Consider the following 14,754-nt stretch of genomic DNA (forward strand, 5'->3'; position numbering starts at 1 on the left):
GCCGGGGGGTGGGGGGACGGGATCCGGGTCCGGGTGCCGTGGAGTGCGTCCCGTGCTGCGTCTCGTGGGTGCCCATACGGCGACCCTAGCCAACGGGCGTCGGGGTTACCGCTCCGACCGCCGCGCCGCGCGCACCCTGCGCAGCCTGTTCACGGTGACCGGGTCGTGGGCCAGCGCCCGCGGGTCGTCGAGCAGGGCGTTCAGGAGCTGGTAGTAGCGCACCGGGGACAGGTCCAGTTCCTCGCGTATCGCCCGCTCCTTCGCGCCCGGACCGGCGAAACCGCGCCGTTCCAGGGCGAGGACGCCCCGCTCCCGCTCCCCCAGCCCGCCGGTGTCCGCTCGCCGTTCCATGCCCGCACGGTAACGCCCCGCGCCGACATCCGGCTCACTCGCCGGCGGCGGTCTCCGCCGTCACGGCCGTGGTCTCCAGGCCGCCCAGCACGTCGGCGGGATGGCCGTTCGCGGTCACGGCCGCGCCGATGCGCTTCTTGATCTGCGCGCTGACCTTCGCCCAGGAGGTCCGGCCGACGGGGTAGCTCTCGGACAGCGGGAGCTCCTCCAGGAACGGCTTGAGGTCGGCGTCCTGCGGGGCCGCCTCCATCACCAGGGAGGCGGAGGTGGTGACCGGCAGGAGGTCGTACTCGCGCGAGAAGGCCAGGACGTTCTTCTCGCTGTAGACGAAGTCGAGGAAGTCGCCGATCTGGTCGCCGTGCCCGTTCTGCTTGAAGGCGGTCATCCAGTCGGCGACGGCCATGGAGGACTTGGTCGGGCCGTCGAGGCCGGGCATCGGCACCATGCCGAACTTCACGCCCTTGCTCTGCGCCGCCTTCATCAGCGAGGGATGCCCGTTGAGCATGCCGACGTCGCCCGCGGTGAAGGCGGCGAACGCGGCGGCCCGGTTCAGCTTGCCGGGGGCGACCGGCCCGGTGAGGCCCTTGCCGACCATGTCGTCCTTCAGCCACTCCAGGGTGGCGACGTTCTCGGCGGAGTCGAGGCTGTAGCTGCTGACGGTCTGGGTGTAGCCGCCTCCGCCGCTGAGCAGCCACTGCAAGGTCTCGGCCTGCGCCTCCTCGGGTCCGAGCGGCAGCGCGTAGGGGTACTTCACGCCCTTCGCCCTGAGCGCCTTCGCGTCGTCCGCGAGCTCGGCCCACGTGGTCGGCGCGGTGATGCCGGCCTGGGCGAAGAGGGTCTTGTTGTAGAAGAGCAGCCGCGTCGAGGAGGCGAACGGCATGCCGTACTGCACACCGCTCACCTTGCCCGCGTCGGCGAGCCGGGGCACGAAGTCGGCCTCGACGGGGATGGAGACCACGTCGCCGACGCTGTAGAGCAGGTCGGCGTCCGCGTAGTCCGCGTAGGCGCCGATCTGCGCCATGTCGGGGGCGTCGCCCGCGTCGACCATCGCCTTGACCTTGGCGTCGACGTCGTTCCAGGAGTACACGCTGACGTCGACGGTGACGCCCGGGTGGTCCTTCTCGTAGGCCTCGACGAGCCGGTCCCAGTACTTCTTGGAGCTGTTGGCGGCGCTGTCGCCGTAGTCGGCGGCGACGAGTCTGAGGGTGACGTCGTCGGAGCCTCCGGTCAGTCCGCAGCCGGCGAGGACCGCCGACATGCCGAGGGCGGACGCCGCCGCGATCGTCGCTGACCTTCGTGCCCGCTGCACCGAACCGCTCCTTCTGGCCGAACTGCCCGGCCGAACCGTCTGAACCGTCTGAACCGTCTGCACTTGCCGGACCGTCCGGATCGTCCGATCGAGCAACTGATTGCTCATACCAATGGATCCGTTATCCGGAGTAAGGTCTACACCACGCAAGTGGACTAGACCTCTTGCGGGTCCTCGGGCCACACTGTTCCCGTGAGACATGTCATCGCCCTGGACGTGGGCGGCACCGGGATGAAGGCCGCCCTCGTCGGCGCGGACGGCGCCCTGCTGCACCGCGCCCGCCGGGCCACGAGCCGCGACCGCGGCCCCGACGCCGTGGTCGACGCCATCCTCGGCTTCGCCGCCGACCTGCGCGAACACGGCGTAGAACGGTTCGGCGAGCCCGCCGCGGCGGCCGGCGTCGCCGTCCCCGGCATCGTCGACGAGGTCAACGGCGTCGCCGTCTACGCGGCCAACCTGGGCTGGCGGGACGTCCCCCTGCGCGCACGGCTCGCCGAACGCCTCGGCGCTCCCGTGGCCCTCGGCCACGACGTGCGCACCGGCGGCCTCGCCGAAGGCCGCATCGGCGCGGGCCGCGGCGCGGACCGGTTCCTGTTCGTGGCCCTGGGCACCGGCATCGCCGGCGCGATCGGCGTCGACGGCCGGGTGGAGGCCGGCGCCCACGGCTTCGCGGGCGAGATCGGCCACATCGTCGTACGCCCGGACGGCGCTCCCTGCCCGTGCGGGCAGCGCGGCTGCCTGGAGCGGTACGCCTCGGCGGCCGCCGTCGGCGAGGCGTGGGCGGCGGCGAGCGGCGACCCGGACGCGGACGCCGCGCACTGCGCGAAGGCCGTCGCCGCCGCCGACCCCGGCGCCCTGCGGGTGTGGCACACGGCCGTGGACGCCCTCGCCGACGGCCTGGTCACCGCCCTCACCCTGCTGGACCCGCGCACGCTCGTCATCGGTGGCGGGCTCGCGGAGGCCGGGGAAACCTTGTTCACACCGCTGCGGGAAGCGGTCCGGCGCCGGGTGACCTTCCAAAGGCTTCCGGAGATCGTCCCCGCCGACCTGGGCGACAGCGCCGGCTGCCTGGGCGCGGGCCTGCTCGCCTGGGATCTCCTCGAATCGACCGACCGTACGGAGGTAACCCCCTGATGGCCACCCCCCCAGTGGCGCGGGACGCGACACCGAGCGGCCCCGCCGCGAGCGCGCGACCGGCCACCACGCACCCGCGGCCCGCGACCGGCGCACGCAGGCAGGTGCTGACCGGCGCCCGGGTGGTGCTCCCCACCGGCACGGTGACCGACGGCCGCCTCGCGATCGACGGCACGAAGATCACCGCCGAGGCCCCGCCCGGGGCGCCGCAGGGAACCGTCGTCGACGCGTCCGGCCACTGGCTGGTGCCCGGCTTCGTCGACCTGCACAACCACGGCGGCGGCGGAGCCTCCTTCTCCGGCTCGGCCCAGGACGTCCTCAAGGCCATCCACACCCACCGCCGGCACGGCACCACCACCCTGGTCGCCTCGACGGTCACCGACGACATGGACGTCCTCGTCCGCCAGGCCGGCCTGCTGAGCGAGCTGGCCGAGCAGGGCGACCTGGCCGGCATCCACTTCGAGGGCCCCTTCATCTCGCCGTGCCGCAAGGGCGCGCACTCCGAGGCCCTGCTGCGCGACCCGGACCCGGCCGAGGTCCGCAAGCTCATCGACGCGGCGCGCGGCCGGGCCAGGATGCTCACCCTGGCCACGGAGCTCCCCGGCGGCCTGGACTCCGTACGCCTGCTCGCCGAACACGGCGTGATCGCCGCCGTCGGGCACACGGACGCCACGTACGAGCAGACGGTTCAGGCCATCGAGGCCGGAGCCACCGTCGCCACCCACCTCTTCAACGCCATGCCGCCCCTCGGGCACCGCGCCCCGGGCCCGATCGCCGCCCTGCTGGAGGACGAGCGGGTCACGGTCGAGCTCATCAACGACGGCACGCACCTGCACCCGGCCGCCCTGGAACTGGCGTTCCGTCACGCGGGCCCGGGCCGGGTCGCGTTCATCACGGACGCGATGGACGCCGCCGGCATCGGCGACGGCCGCTATCTGCTCGGTCCGCTGGAGGTCGAGGTCAGCGAGGGCGTCGCCCGTCTCGTGGAGGGCGGCTCGATCGCCGGCTCCACCCTCACCCTGGACCGCGCCTTCCAGCGCGCGGTGACGGTCGACCGCATCCCGGTCGAGGACGTCGTCGCGGCCCTGTCCGCCAACCCGGCCCGGCTGCTGGGCCTGGACGACCGGATCGGCTCCCTGGAGCCCGGCAAGGACGCCGACCTGGTCCTGCTCGACGAGGAGTTCCAGGTCAAGGGCGTGATGCGCAAGGGGGTTTGGGTGGTGGATCCCCAACTGGCGTGAAACGTCCGCCTCCACCGGGACGGTGGCCGACCCGACCACTGGGCCGGTCGCCGTCTCTTTGGCATGATCAGGCCTCCGGAATCGCGACACGCGCGGATCCGAGCCCTGTCCACGTGCCCGTCGAGGGAGGTCGGCCCCGTGATCCTCACCGTCACCCTGAACACCGCGCTCGACCTCACGTATCACGTGCCCGCCCTGCGGCCGCACGCCTCCCACCGGGTGACCGACGTGCGGGAACGGCCCGGCGGCAAGGGGCTGAACGTCGCCCGCGTGCTGGCCGCCCTCGGCCACGAGGTGACGGTGACCGGGTTCGCGGGCGGCGCCACCGGCCGGCGCGTGCGGGAACTGCTCTCGGGCAGCGCCGGGGTGGCGGACGCGCTGGTGCCCGTCGCGGGGTCCTCCCGGCGCACGGTCGCGGTCGTGGACGTGCTGACCGGCGACACCACCCAGCTCAACGAGCCCGGCCCGGTCGTCGCGCCGGCCGAGTGGTCCGCCTTCCAGGAGGCGTACGAGGGGCTGCTCGCCGGCGCCGACGCGGTGGCCCTGTGCGGCAGCCTGCCGCCGGGAGTGCCGGTCGGCGCGTACGCGGCCCTGATCCGCACGGCACGGGCCGCGGGCGTGCCCGTCCTGCTCGACACGAGCGGGGAGCCGTTGCGCCGCGGGGTGGCCGCCCGCCCCGACGTCGTCAAGCCGAACGCCGGCGAACTGGCCGAACTCACCGGCTCGCACGAGCCGTTGCGCGCGACGCAGGACGCGCGCAGACGCGGAGCGCGGTCGGTGGTGGCCTCTCTCGGAGCCGAGGGCCTGGTCGCGGCGACCCCGGAGGGCCGCTGGCGCGCCATCCCGCCGGCCCGCGTCCGCGGCAACCCCACGGGCGCCGGCGACTCGGTGTGCGCGGGCCTGCTGTCGGGCCTGGTCGAACGCCTCCCCTGGCCGGACCGCCTGACCCGCGCGGCCGCCCTGTCCGCGGCGACGGTCCCCGCCCCGACAGCCGGCGAGTTCGACCGCACGGCCTACGAGGAACTGCTCCCCCGCATCACGGTGACCGGGGAAGCCACGGCGGCCTGAGCCGCCTATCACCTTCCCAGTAATCCCACAGAGGATGACCGAGAATCGATCTTTCCCCAGCAGTTTTCGCGATGATTCAATGAGAAAAATTTCGCCACACTGACCAGTGGCGAAGAACCTGAATGGGGACTCTGTGATACGAACAGTCTTGCGCGCGGTCGCGATCCCGAGCGCACTGACAGCCTCACTCTTCTTTGCCGCTTCCCCTGCACATGCAGCCGTCTCAGGCGCCTACAGCCTGTCGGACTGGACTCTTCGCGCAGGCACATCGACAACTTCAACCGCGGTACTCAGAGTCCATGGACTCGGCCACGGTACACCGGACTCGATACCCTGCTGGGTCTCCAATTGCACAGGCGCAGTCACGGGCGGGTCATACAGGTGTACGAGCGGAGGCTCTACGCATAATACGTGGACACCCCTCAAGTGGGCTGGCGTGAAGCGATGGGTCGCAGACGAGTGCGTAGGTTTCGGCAGAATTGCCTGACCTGAGAAACCCGTAACGGTCCGCCATACTTAACGGCGGACCGTTTGGCCATCCCGTCAGACCCTTATTCCAGCCATACCTGATCGAAGAGCGCGTCACATTGATTGCCTGCATTGCAGGAAATCTCGATTACGTTGGTCCCCTTATTTAGGGTGACCGGAGCCCACGTACTCTGCCAGCCCTTTTCGTAGTTCCCAGCGGGGGAACCGATGAAGTTTTTCAGACCCAGTGGCTGACTGTTCGCTTTGCCGTTCACCGACAGCGTCGCGTTGGCGTCGACACCGGGGATGCTGTAACTCGCATACAGTCGAAAGTTACCCGCCTTCTTGATGCCGTTGACTGTCCAAGTCACCTTGGCTCCCACGTGGTTGAAGCCCGCGACGTAGATCCCGCCGGCAGCCTTCGCTCCCGTGACATCAGAAGAGGTGGTGACACCGTCTCCCAGATTGAGCGCCTTCGCGTCCGCCTTCGGCAGTTCCGCCTCGTCCTCGTCGCCGGAGGCGGACGCGCTCGGGGACGCGCTCTGGGGGGCGGAGGCCGAGGACGACGGTCCGCCGCCGGCGGTGTCGTCCTTCTTGTCGTCGCCGCCCGCCATGGCCACCGCGATGCCGATCACGACCGCGGCGACCACCGCGACCGCGCCGATCAGCAGGCCCTTGGTGTTGGGGCCGCGGCCTCGGCCGCCGCCGTTCTGCACGGGCTGCCGGCCGGTGGAGGGACCGCCGCCGCCGAAGTTCTCGGGCGCGGCGTAGTGCGCGTTCGGCTGCCCGTACGCGCCCTGCTGCGGGACCGTCGGCGGCTGCCCGTACTGCGCGGTCTGCTGCTGCGACGGCTGTCCGTACTGGCGCTCGCCGACCGCACGCACTCTGCTGACCGAGTTGGGGTAGCCGTAGCCGCCTCCGGACGGCGGCTGGGCGCCGTTGGCCTGGCCGTCGGCGTAGAGGTAGCCGAACGGGTCGTCGTCCTCGGGCGTGCTCGCGCCGTTATTGCCGGGCGTCATCCCTTCGTACTCCTCAACAGTGCGGGGCCGATGCGACACGCGTACGCGTATCCATACGTGTGAGAACTGCGAGCCTACCCGGTCCCCACCGCCCAAACGGGTGAGTCGGATCGCAACGGCACCCGGGCAGGGCCGCTGACCTGGTGATCATCCAGCCCGTCTGTGCTGTTTGGGACGAGATCGTTTCTCGACGTACATGCGCTCGTCGGCGGACTTCAGCACTTCGTCCGCGGTCATCCCGCAATGTGCCCAGCCGATGCCGAAACTGGCGCCCACCCGTACGGCCCGGCCCTCGGCGCGGATCGGCTGGATGATCTCGTTGCGCAGCCGGACGGCGAGGTCGGCGGCGTCGGCGCGGCCGAGACCGTCGGCGAGGATCACGAACTCGTCGCCGCCGAGCCGGGCGACCGTGTCGCCGTCGCGGACCTGACGGGACAGCCGGCGGGCGACCTCGATGAGGACAGCGTCACCCGCGTTGTGCCCGAAGCGGTCGTTGATCGACTTGAAGCCGTCGAGGTCGCAGAAGAGGACCGCGAGCCCCTTGGCGCCGTCGTCGCGGCCGTCCTCGGGTGCGGAGGTGTGCACGTGGTGGTCGTACCCGTCGAAGGACTCCGCGCCGCCGGGCCGGTAGTCGAAGCCGTGCCCGTTGGCGTCGAAGGCGGCGTGGCCGTAGGCCGCGTCCATGGCGTCGACGGCCGCGGGGTGGACCGACTGGGGGCGCTGGCAGAGCCGGGCGGACAGCCGCGAGCGCAGTTCCGCGGAGTTCGGCAGGCCGGTGAGGGAGTCGTGCGAGGCGCGGTGGGCGAGCTGGAGCTCGCGGCGCTTGCGGTCCTCTATGTCCTCGACGTGGGTGAGGAGGAAGCGCGGCCCGTCGGCGGCGTCGGCGACCACGGAGTTGCGCAGGCTGACCCAGAGGTAGGTGCCGTCGCGGCGGCCGAGGCGGAGTTCGGCGCGGCCCCCTTCGGCGGAGGTGCGGAGCAGGGTGCCTATGTCCTCGGGGTGGACGAGGTCGGAGAACGAGTAGCGGCGCATCGCGGAGGCGGGGCGGCCGAGCAGGCGGCACAGGGCGTCGTTGGTCCGGAGTATGCGCCCGTGCTGGTCGCCGCCCATCTCGGCTATCGCCATGCCGGAGGGGGCGTACTCGAAGGCCTGCCGGAAGGATTCCTCACTGGCGCGCAGGGCCTGCTGCTCGCGTTCGAGTCTGACCAGTGCCCGCTGCATGTTGGCGCGCAGACGCGCGTTGCTGATCGCGATGGCGGCCTGGAAGGCGTACATCTGGAGCGCTTCGCGCCCCCACGCGCCCGGACGGCGTCCGTTGCGCGGCCGGTCCACGGACAGGACGCCGATCAGCTCGCCGCAGGCGCCGCCGCTGCCGGGCGCCGCGGGCGTGTACATGGGGGCGAAGAGCCGGTCCGAGGGGTGCCACTCGTCCTCGAAGCGGGGCGCGGGTCCGTCGGTGTACCACTGCGGGACGTCGTCGTCGTCGAGGACCCAGCCCTCGGTGTGGGGTATGAAGATCAGGTCGCCCCAGGTCTCGCCCATGGCGAGGCGGCGCTCCCAGGAGTCGCGCGAGCCGACCCGGCCCGTGATGAGGGCCTCGGCGGCCGGGTTGCCGGAGAAGGCGGCGACCACGAGGTCGCCGTCGGGACGCACGAGATTGACGCACGCCAGCTCGTACCCGAGTGCCGTGACCACGCCGTCGGCGACCGTCTGCAGTGTGTCGGCCAGGCTGCGGGCCGTGTTCATGTCGGCCATGACCTGGTGCAGCTGTCGCAGGGACGCAAGACGGACGTACGGCTCCGACTCGGTCTCCATGTGTTTCGCCCTCCCCCCGAGACTTCGCAGCGAATCAAGGGTTGTCTTCGGCGCAACGTCGTTTCTGGTGCTCTGTTGTCGGTGTGTGTCTCCTTGTGACGCCTCCGCCACTGAATCACAGCGCGCTGCCCACTCGGTACACAGGGTCAACAATTAATGCGTCTTGTGACTCAAGTCACAGCTGAACGTGAACATTTGGGTGGAGTTTCCGCGTTTTCCTGTGCGTTTCCCGAACACGGACAGAGACCGGATATGGGTCCGCGGTCCTACGACCCTACTCGGGCGGAGGTCCGATGCGGGGCGCACCGATCGGACACTAGCGTTTCCGATGTGTCCCTCGATGTGTCTCCCGATGTGCTCAAGACCGTGCCGAAGACTCCCTCCGGGCATGCTGAGGGGGTGAGCAACGACGAGTTCCGCGCCGCCATGTCCCGGCTCGCCGACGGCGTGGTCCTGCTGACCGCGCGCGAACCCTCCCTCGACCCGGACGACCCCGGCGCCCCGGACGGCGAGGACGTCGGCATGACGGCGACGTCCTTCGTGTCGGTCTCCCTCGACCCGCCGCTCGTCCTGGTCGGCCTGCGCACCGGCTCCCGCATGGACGACCTGCTCGACGAACAGCCGCTGTGGGCGGTGTCCGTGCTCTCCGAGCACCAGCGCCACATCGCCGGCCGCTTCGCCATGAAGGGACGCATCAGCGACCGCCTCCTCTTCGAGGACCTGCCCTGCGTCCGCGGCGAGGCGGGCGGCGCGCTCCTCGTCGGCGGCGCGCTGGCCACGCTGGAATGCCGTACCGAACAACGCGTGACCGCCGGCGACCACACCCTGGTGATCGGCCGTGTGCTGACCGCGTCGGCGCCGAGCGCGGACGGCGGCCCGCTGGTCTATTTCCGGGGCGCCTACCGGCAGTTGGGCTGACGCCGCCGGAAATGCCGTGGCCGACGCGGGAACCCCGCGCCTAGGCTGCCGAACATGACAGGCACGACAGCCGACGGCGAGGGCGGGACGACCGCCGCGAGTTCCCCCCTGCGCCTCGTGGAGATAACCCCCGCGAATTTCGACGCGGCGACGGGCATTCGCGTCCACCCCGACCAGGAGTTCGCGGTCTCGCCGGTCATGAAGTCCCTCGCCGAGGCCTACGTCCATCCGCCCGGGGTCGCCTGGCCGCGGCTCGTCATGGACGGCGACCGGCCCGTCGGCTTCCTCATGGCCTTCCTCGACGTCGACTGGAACGAGGGCGGCGGGGACGGCAGCCTCATCCGCTCCGGCCTGTGGCGGCTGAACATCGCCGCCGGCGAACAGGGCTGCGGCTACGGCCGCTTCGCCGTGGAGTCCGTCGCCGCCGAACTGCGCCGGCGCGGCGCCACCGAGATGTACGTGACCTGGCACGAGGGCGAGCACGGCCCCGAGCAGTTCTATCTGAGGCTGGGCTTTCGCAAGACCGGCGAGAAGGTCGAGGGCGAGACCGTCGGCGTCCTCGCCCTGGACCGGCCCCCGTCCTAGCCCCCGTCGGCGCCCGCGCCCCGGACCGGCCCGCGCCCCGGATCGGCCCGCACCCCGGACGGTCCGGCTGCCGGGCCGCCCGGCGCGGCGCCGTGCGGCTCAGCCCCAGTCGCGCCCGGTCCGGCCCCGCTTCGTCTCCGAGCGCTGCTTCTTCTCGCGCAGCCGGCGTTCGTTGATCCCGCGCGGGATGCGCGTCGGCCGGCGCGGCTTGGGGGGCGGCGCCGTCGCCTCGGCGAGCAGCGCGGCCAGGCGCACCGCGGCGGTCTCGCGGTTGCGCCACTGGGAGCGGTGCTCGGAGGCCCGGACGGTGACGACGCCGTCGACGAGCCGCCCGGCCAGCCGCTCCAGCGCCCGCGCCTTCCACACCTCGGGCAGCGCCTCGGTGCGCTCCAGGTCGAAGCGCAGCTCCACCTGCGAGTCGCTCGTGTTGACGTGCTGCCCGCCCGGCCCCGAAGACCGCGAGAAACGCCACATGAGCTCGGCCTCGGGAAGGGAGACGGAGCCGCGGACGACATAGGGACCAGACATGCCGACCATGTTCCCGCCGCGGACCGGCCCGCGTCACGCGAATATCGCTTGGTAAAGAAAGTAAAGAAACGCGAGGACGCCGGGAACCTTGACCGGCCTCCGCTGCGTTCATAGGGATAGCTGTAGCTTCGTGCCCGCGAAGCCGTACAAAAAACGAGGGAAGGACTCCCAACCATGGCTGTAAGCCTGTCCAAGGGTGGCAACGTCTCGCTCACCAAGGAGGCTCCGGGCCTGACCGCCGTCACCGTGGGCCTCGGCTGGGACGTCCGCACCACCACCGGCACGGACTTCGACCTCGACGCCTCCGCGATCGCGGTCAACACCCAGGGCAAGGTCTACTCCGACGCCCACTTCGTCTTCTTCAACAACAAGCAGACGCCGGACCAGACCATCGTCCACACGGGCGACAACCGCACCGGCGAGGGCGCGGGCGACGACGAGGCGATCAACGTCAACCTGGCCGGCCTGCCCGCCGACATCGACAAGATCGTCTTCCCGGTCTCGATCTACGACGCGGAGAACCGCTCGCAGAACTTCGGCCAGGTCCGCAACGCCTACATCCGCATCGTCAACCAGGCCGGCGGCGCCGAGATCGCCCGCTACGACCTCTCCGAGGACGCGGCCACCGAGACCGCCATGGTCTTCGGCGAGCTCTACCGCAACGGCGCCGAGTGGAAGTTCCGCGCGGTCGGCCAGGGCTACGCCTCCGGCCTCGTCGGCATCGCCCAGGACTTCGGCGTCAGCGTCTGACCCCGAGGCGCCACGGCGACACAGCGACCCCTTTCCGCCCCGCCCGGCACCCCGCCGGGCGGGGCGGCCCGCGTCCGGGCCCCGCCCCCGTGCGCCCGCGTCCTCGCGCGCACGCCCCACCGGCGGGTGCGCCTAGCCTGCGGCCATGCATCTCGACGCGCTGCGCCTCACGCCCGACCACGACATCCCCGCGCCCGTCCTCACCGAACTCACCGCCCTCTACGCCTCCCACCGCGCGTTCCACGCCCTCAGCGGCGACTTCCCCGACCCGGACGACGTCCGGCCGGAGCAGGTGGCCGCGGCGCTCGCCGCAGAGCTTGCCGAGCCGCACGTCGAGGTGCTGCTCGCCCGCAGCGCGGGCCGGCTCGTCGGCATCGTCGTCACGCTCGCGCGGCACCCCGACCCCGCGGACCCCGACCCCTGGATCGGCCTGCTGATGGTCGACGCCGCCCTGCAGGGCCAGGGCTTCGGACGGCGCATCGTCGAAGGCGTCGAGGCGCGTCTGCGCACGGCCGGCCACCGGGCCGTCCGGCTCGCCGTCCTCGACGCCAACCCCGACGGCCTCGCGTTCTGGACCGCGCTCGGTTACGAGGTGATCGCCCGCCGCCCCGACCGGCAACGCGCCCGCCCCTGCGCCGTGCTGCGCAGACCGCTCGTCGCCGACGCGGAGAAGGAGAACAGGAAGGGGAAGGGGGAGGGCCCCCGGCCCGGACCGGCCTGAGCCGCCCCGCCGCCCGGGCCGCGCGCACCCGCGCCCGCCGGTGCGCGCCCCACCCCGCTCACGGGCGCGGTGGCCTGCCCTCCCCGTACAGCCAGTCCGACCAGATGTCGTCGAAGTCCACGTCCGGCGCCCGCTTCTCGACGAAGGCCGTGAAGTCGCCCGTGCCGGCGACGCCGTGGCGGTGGGCGGCGGCCCAGCCCCACAGGAGGTCGTAGAAGGCGTCGTCGTCGTCGAGTGCCTGGCGGATCCGGTGGATCACCATCGCGCCCCGCTGGTAGACGGGGGAGTCGGAGATGTACGCGGCCCCCGGCGGCTTTCCCGGCGGGAAGTCCCACAGGTCCTCGTACGTCCGCACGCCGTGGTCGTACAGCGCGGTGAACGTCTCCTGCGCCGTGGCCCCGCCCTCGTCCTCCGTCCACACCCACTCGGCGTACGTCGCGAGGCCCTCGCTGAGCCACATGTCCCGCCAGTTCCTCGGCGTGACGGAGACCCCGAACCACTGGTGGGCGATCTCGTGGACGAAGGTCTCCATGTCGGGCGGCCCGGGGAAGACGGGCCGGTTCTGCGTCTCCAGGGCGTAGCCCGCGTCCTGCGGCCGGTCCACGATCGCGCCCACCGAGGAGAAGGGGTACGGCCCGAAGTTGTCCTGCGCCCAGGCCATGACCTCGGGAAGCCGGGCCGGCACCGCGCGGCTCGCGGCCGCCTGCGTGGGATCGACCGCGACATACGCCGGCAGGCCGTCCCCCATCACGGACGTCGTGGTGGTGTAGCGGCCGATCGCCAGCGTCGCCGCGTAGCTCGACATCGGCTCCGCGGTGTGCCAGACGAACGTCGTCCGCCCGTCCGGCGCCGTCCTCCGACTGCGCAGCTCACCGTTGGAGACGGCCGTCAGCCCCTTCGGGACCGTGACGGCGACGTCGTACGACGCCTTGTCGGCGGGTTGGTGGGAGCCGGGGAACCAGGCCATCGAGCCGGTCGGCTCGCCGAGGGCGAGCGCACCGTCCGCCGTGCGCAGCCAGCCCTCCCGGGAACCGTCCGCATCGGTGATCGTCACGGGACTGCCCGCGTAGCGGACCCGCACCTCGAACGTCTCGCCGTCGGCGAGCGTCTCGGACGGGCTGACGACGAGTTCCTGGCCGTCCCGGCGGAACCGCGCGCCGGCCCCCTCGACCCGCACCTCCTCGACCTCCATGCCCAGCAGGTCGAGATCGAACGAGGACAGGTCCTGCGTCGCCCGGGCCGTGACCACCGCGGTCCCGGTGAGACGGTCGCCGCGGGGCGCGTAGGAGAGGGTGAGGCCGTAGTGCGTGACGTCGTAGCCGCCGTTGCCCGCCTTCGGGAAGTACGGGTCGCCGACGCCGGCCGCCCCCGGCGAGCCCCCGGAGCCGCCCATCGCACCGCTGTCGCACGCGACCAGGGCCAGGCCGCACACCCATGACGCGACGACCGTGACAAGACGCGCGGATCGGGGCATGACGGTGATCCTACGGCGACGTGGGACGACCACGCGGGGGCGTGACACCATCGCCTACGTGCTCGACATCGGCTACGCCCTCTCCAACCGCTTCCCCGACCCGCCCCAGACGGACTACCGGCGCGCGGACGTCCGCACCCTGCGCCACGACCTGTTCTGCGGCGACGTCTACCTGGCCGACACCAAGGCGGACCGCGAGCTGTCCACAGCCTGGGGATGGGTGCCGGTGCTCGACTTCGCCTGGGCGCTGTGCGACGTCACCGAGCACATCGACCAGGACCCGGCGGGCTCGCGCGCCTCCCGCCCCCAGTACGCGGAACTGGACTTCACCGAGTCCACCGACCGCATGCTCTTCCGGCGCCGCTTCGGCTGGGTGGACATCGAGGCCGACTGGATGCCCCCCGAGGAGGCCCCGCTCACCTTCTCCCACGCCGAACTCCGCCGTGAGGCCCGCGACTTCCTGCACGACCTGCTCGCCGACCTCACCGACCTGCACGAGGACCTCGGCGAGAACCCCGCCGTCTGGACCCTGCAAGCCCGCTTCCCCCGCGTGAAGTGAGCCCGCACGGGCCCGACGCCCCGGGCCGAAGGGGCCCCGCCCGGCTCAGCCCTCCACTCTGACCCCCAGCTCGGCCGCGAGCACCGGTGCCAGGTCCAGCAGCTGCGCCGGGCTGATCACCGCCCCCGACAACCGGTCCACACCCCCGGCGAGCCCCAGTTCCACCGCACCCCTGAGGTCCACGTCCGTCAGCGTCGCCGCCGTGAAGTCCGCCGACCGCAGGGCGCAGTCGACGAACTCGACGCGCTCCAGCCGTGCCCCGCCGAAGTCGGGCTCGACCAGCACACACCCCTCGAAGACGACGTCACGCAGCCGCGCCTGCCGCAGGTTCAGGTAGTCGATCTTGCCGCCGCGGACCACGACCCGCTCCAGCACGGCCCCGTACAACTGGGTCCCGCCCAGCCGCGCGTCCACCAGCTCGACGTCCCGCAGGGTCGCCTCCGCCAGATCCGTGCCGACTCCGCGCAGAGCGCTCAGCCTCGAGTCCAGGAAGCGCGCGTGGCGCAGTCTCGTCTCGTCCAGCACGCAGCCCGTCAGGGCGCAGTCCATGAACCGCGCTCCCCCGCCGTCCTGCCCGGCGAGATCCAGCTCGCGCCACTCCACCCCGTCGTAGTCCCCGTCGGGCTCGAGACCCCCGCCCCCGTACGGCTCCAACGCGGGCAGCCGCACCTCCGGACGCCGCGCGCGCTTCACCGCTCCGCCCGTCCCGCCGGTCCGCCCGGCCCCAGTCCTCGCCATGCCCCCATGCTGCACCCCACCACTGACAATCCCCGCCGCCGACGGCCCGCGCCGGACCCCTCACGGCCTGACGCCC

15 protein-coding genes are annotated in these 14,754 nt (G+C 72.0%); 8 read left to right on the forward strand and 7 right to left on the reverse strand.

Annotated elements, in window-relative coordinates:
- Positions 1-105: 105 nt before the first annotated feature.
- Both KMS84_RS33975 and KMS84_RS33980 read right to left on the reverse strand, forming a co-directional pair.
- The gene (locus KMS84_RS33975; RefSeq protein ID WP_256920371.1) at positions 106-351 is read right to left on the reverse strand and encodes a DUF3263 domain-containing protein; all 246 of its coding nucleotides are present in this window, start codon (positions 349-351) and stop codon (positions 106-108) included.
- A gap of 34 nt (positions 352-385) precedes the next feature.
- Complete coding sequence (locus KMS84_RS33980) at positions 386-1,660, reverse strand: ABC transporter substrate-binding protein (RefSeq protein ID WP_498066958.1); 1,275 nt, start codon at positions 1,658-1,660, stop codon at positions 386-388.
- A gap of 192 nt (positions 1,661-1,852) precedes the next feature.
- On the opposite strand from KMS84_RS33980, the gene KMS84_RS33985 reads away from it, so the two are divergent.
- From KMS84_RS33985 to KMS84_RS33995, 3 genes are all read left to right on the forward strand, one after another.
- Positions 1,853-2,794: an ROK family protein gene (locus KMS84_RS33985; protein WP_256920372.1), complete on the forward strand. Its 942-nt coding sequence runs from the start codon at positions 1,853-1,855 to the stop codon at positions 2,792-2,794.
- Positions 2,795-2,898: 104 nt separating this feature from the next.
- Complete coding sequence (gene nagA / locus KMS84_RS33990; RefSeq protein WP_498066959.1) at positions 2,899-4,035, forward strand: N-acetylglucosamine-6-phosphate deacetylase; 1,137 nt, start codon at positions 2,899-2,901, stop codon at positions 4,033-4,035.
- Positions 4,036-4,173: 138 nt separating this feature from the next.
- Positions 4,174-5,103, forward strand: a complete 930-nt coding sequence (locus tag KMS84_RS33995) for a 1-phosphofructokinase family hexose kinase (RefSeq protein ID WP_256920374.1) — start codon at positions 4,174-4,176, stop codon at positions 5,101-5,103.
- A 551-nt stretch (positions 5,104-5,654) separates the two neighbouring features.
- On the opposite strand, the gene KMS84_RS34000 is transcribed toward KMS84_RS33995, so the two are convergent.
- Together KMS84_RS34000 and cdgB are read right to left on the reverse strand one after the other, a co-directional pair.
- On the reverse strand, positions 5,655-6,590 hold the full coding sequence (locus tag KMS84_RS34000; RefSeq protein WP_256920375.1) for a carbohydrate-binding protein: 936 nt from the start codon (positions 6,588-6,590) through the stop codon (positions 5,655-5,657).
- Between the two features lie 147 nt (positions 6,591-6,737).
- Entirely contained in the window at positions 6,738-8,405 is a 1,668-nt protein-coding gene (gene cdgB, locus KMS84_RS34005; protein WP_256920376.1) for a diguanylate cyclase CdgB, read from the reverse strand.
- A 426-nt stretch (positions 8,406-8,831) separates the two neighbouring features.
- On the opposite strand from cdgB, the gene KMS84_RS34010 reads away from it, so the two are divergent.
- A complete protein-coding gene (locus KMS84_RS34010) occupies positions 8,832-9,323 on the forward strand; it encodes a flavin reductase family protein (protein ID WP_285894306.1) in 492 nt (163 codons plus the stop codon).
- 54 nt (positions 9,324-9,377) lie between these two features.
- A complete protein-coding gene (locus KMS84_RS34015; RefSeq protein WP_256920377.1) occupies positions 9,378-9,908 on the forward strand; it encodes a GNAT family N-acetyltransferase in 531 nt (176 codons plus the stop codon).
- 99 nt (positions 9,909-10,007) lie between these two features.
- Here KMS84_RS34015 and arfB read toward each other — a convergent pair whose 3' ends face one another.
- Positions 10,008-10,445, reverse strand: a complete 438-nt coding sequence (gene arfB, locus KMS84_RS34020) for an alternative ribosome rescue aminoacyl-tRNA hydrolase ArfB (protein ID WP_256920378.1) — start codon at positions 10,443-10,445, stop codon at positions 10,008-10,010.
- Positions 10,446-10,610: 165 nt separating this feature from the next.
- On the opposite strand from arfB, the gene KMS84_RS34025 reads away from it, so the two are divergent.
- On the forward strand, positions 10,611-11,186 hold the full coding sequence (locus tag KMS84_RS34025; protein WP_256920379.1) for a TerD family protein: 576 nt from the start codon (positions 10,611-10,613) through the stop codon (positions 11,184-11,186).
- 145 nt (positions 11,187-11,331) lie between these two features.
- Positions 11,332-11,907 carry a GNAT family N-acetyltransferase gene (locus KMS84_RS34030; protein WP_256920380.1) on the forward strand — a complete coding sequence of 192 codons (576 nt, stop codon included), beginning with the start codon at positions 11,332-11,334 and terminating at the stop codon, positions 11,905-11,907.
- 58 nt (positions 11,908-11,965) lie between these two features.
- Here KMS84_RS34030 and KMS84_RS34035 read toward each other — a convergent pair whose 3' ends face one another.
- Positions 11,966-13,381 carry a M1 family metallopeptidase gene (locus tag KMS84_RS34035; RefSeq protein WP_256920381.1) on the reverse strand — a complete coding sequence of 472 codons (1,416 nt, stop codon included), beginning with the start codon at positions 13,379-13,381 and terminating at the stop codon, positions 11,966-11,968.
- 58 nt (positions 13,382-13,439) lie between these two features.
- Between KMS84_RS34035 and KMS84_RS34040 the strand changes: the two genes are divergently transcribed.
- Complete coding sequence (locus tag KMS84_RS34040; protein WP_256920385.1) at positions 13,440-13,940, forward strand: hypothetical protein; 501 nt, start codon at positions 13,440-13,442, stop codon at positions 13,938-13,940.
- A 45-nt stretch (positions 13,941-13,985) separates the two neighbouring features.
- Here KMS84_RS34040 and KMS84_RS34045 read toward each other — a convergent pair whose 3' ends face one another.
- Complete coding sequence (locus tag KMS84_RS34045; RefSeq protein WP_256920382.1) at positions 13,986-14,678, reverse strand: pentapeptide repeat-containing protein; 693 nt, start codon at positions 14,676-14,678, stop codon at positions 13,986-13,988.
- Positions 14,679-14,754: the final 76 nt, after the last annotated feature.

The sequence above is a fragment of the Streptomyces hilarionis genome (assembly GCF_024539675.1).
GTDB lineage: Bacteria > Actinomycetota > Actinomycetes > Streptomycetales > Streptomycetaceae > Streptomyces > Streptomyces hilarionis.

What these genes read in the sequence shown, in the direction of transcription:
- KMS84_RS33975 (WP_256920371.1), bottom strand. Translation starts at nt 351, where the DNA reads ATGGAACGGCGAGCGGACACCGGCGGGCTGGGGGAGCGGGAGCGGGGC.
- KMS84_RS34000 (WP_256920375.1), bottom strand. Translation starts at nt 6,590, where the DNA reads ATGACGCCCGGCAATAACGGCGCGAGCACGCCCGAGGACGACGACCCG.
- cdgB (WP_256920376.1), bottom strand. Translation starts at nt 8,405, where the DNA reads ATGGAGACCGAGTCGGAGCCGTACGTCCGTCTTGCGTCCCTGCGACAG.
- KMS84_RS34010 (WP_285894306.1), top strand. Translation starts at nt 8,832, where the DNA reads ATGTCCCGGCTCGCCGACGGCGTGGTCCTGCTGACCGCGCGCGAACCC.
- KMS84_RS34015 (WP_256920377.1), top strand. Translation starts at nt 9,378, where the DNA reads ATGACAGGCACGACAGCCGACGGCGAGGGCGGGACGACCGCCGCGAGT.
- arfB (WP_256920378.1), bottom strand. Translation starts at nt 10,445, where the DNA reads ATGGTCGGCATGTCTGGTCCCTATGTCGTCCGCGGCTCCGTCTCCCTT.
- KMS84_RS34025 (WP_256920379.1), top strand. Translation starts at nt 10,611, where the DNA reads ATGGCTGTAAGCCTGTCCAAGGGTGGCAACGTCTCGCTCACCAAGGAG.
- KMS84_RS34030 (WP_256920380.1), top strand. Translation starts at nt 11,332, where the DNA reads ATGCATCTCGACGCGCTGCGCCTCACGCCCGACCACGACATCCCCGCG.
- KMS84_RS34035 (WP_256920381.1), bottom strand. Translation starts at nt 13,381, where the DNA reads ATGCCCCGATCCGCGCGTCTTGTCACGGTCGTCGCGTCATGGGTGTGC.
- KMS84_RS34045 (WP_256920382.1), bottom strand. Translation starts at nt 14,678, where the DNA reads ATGGCGAGGACTGGGGCCGGGCGGACCGGCGGGACGGGCGGAGCGGTG.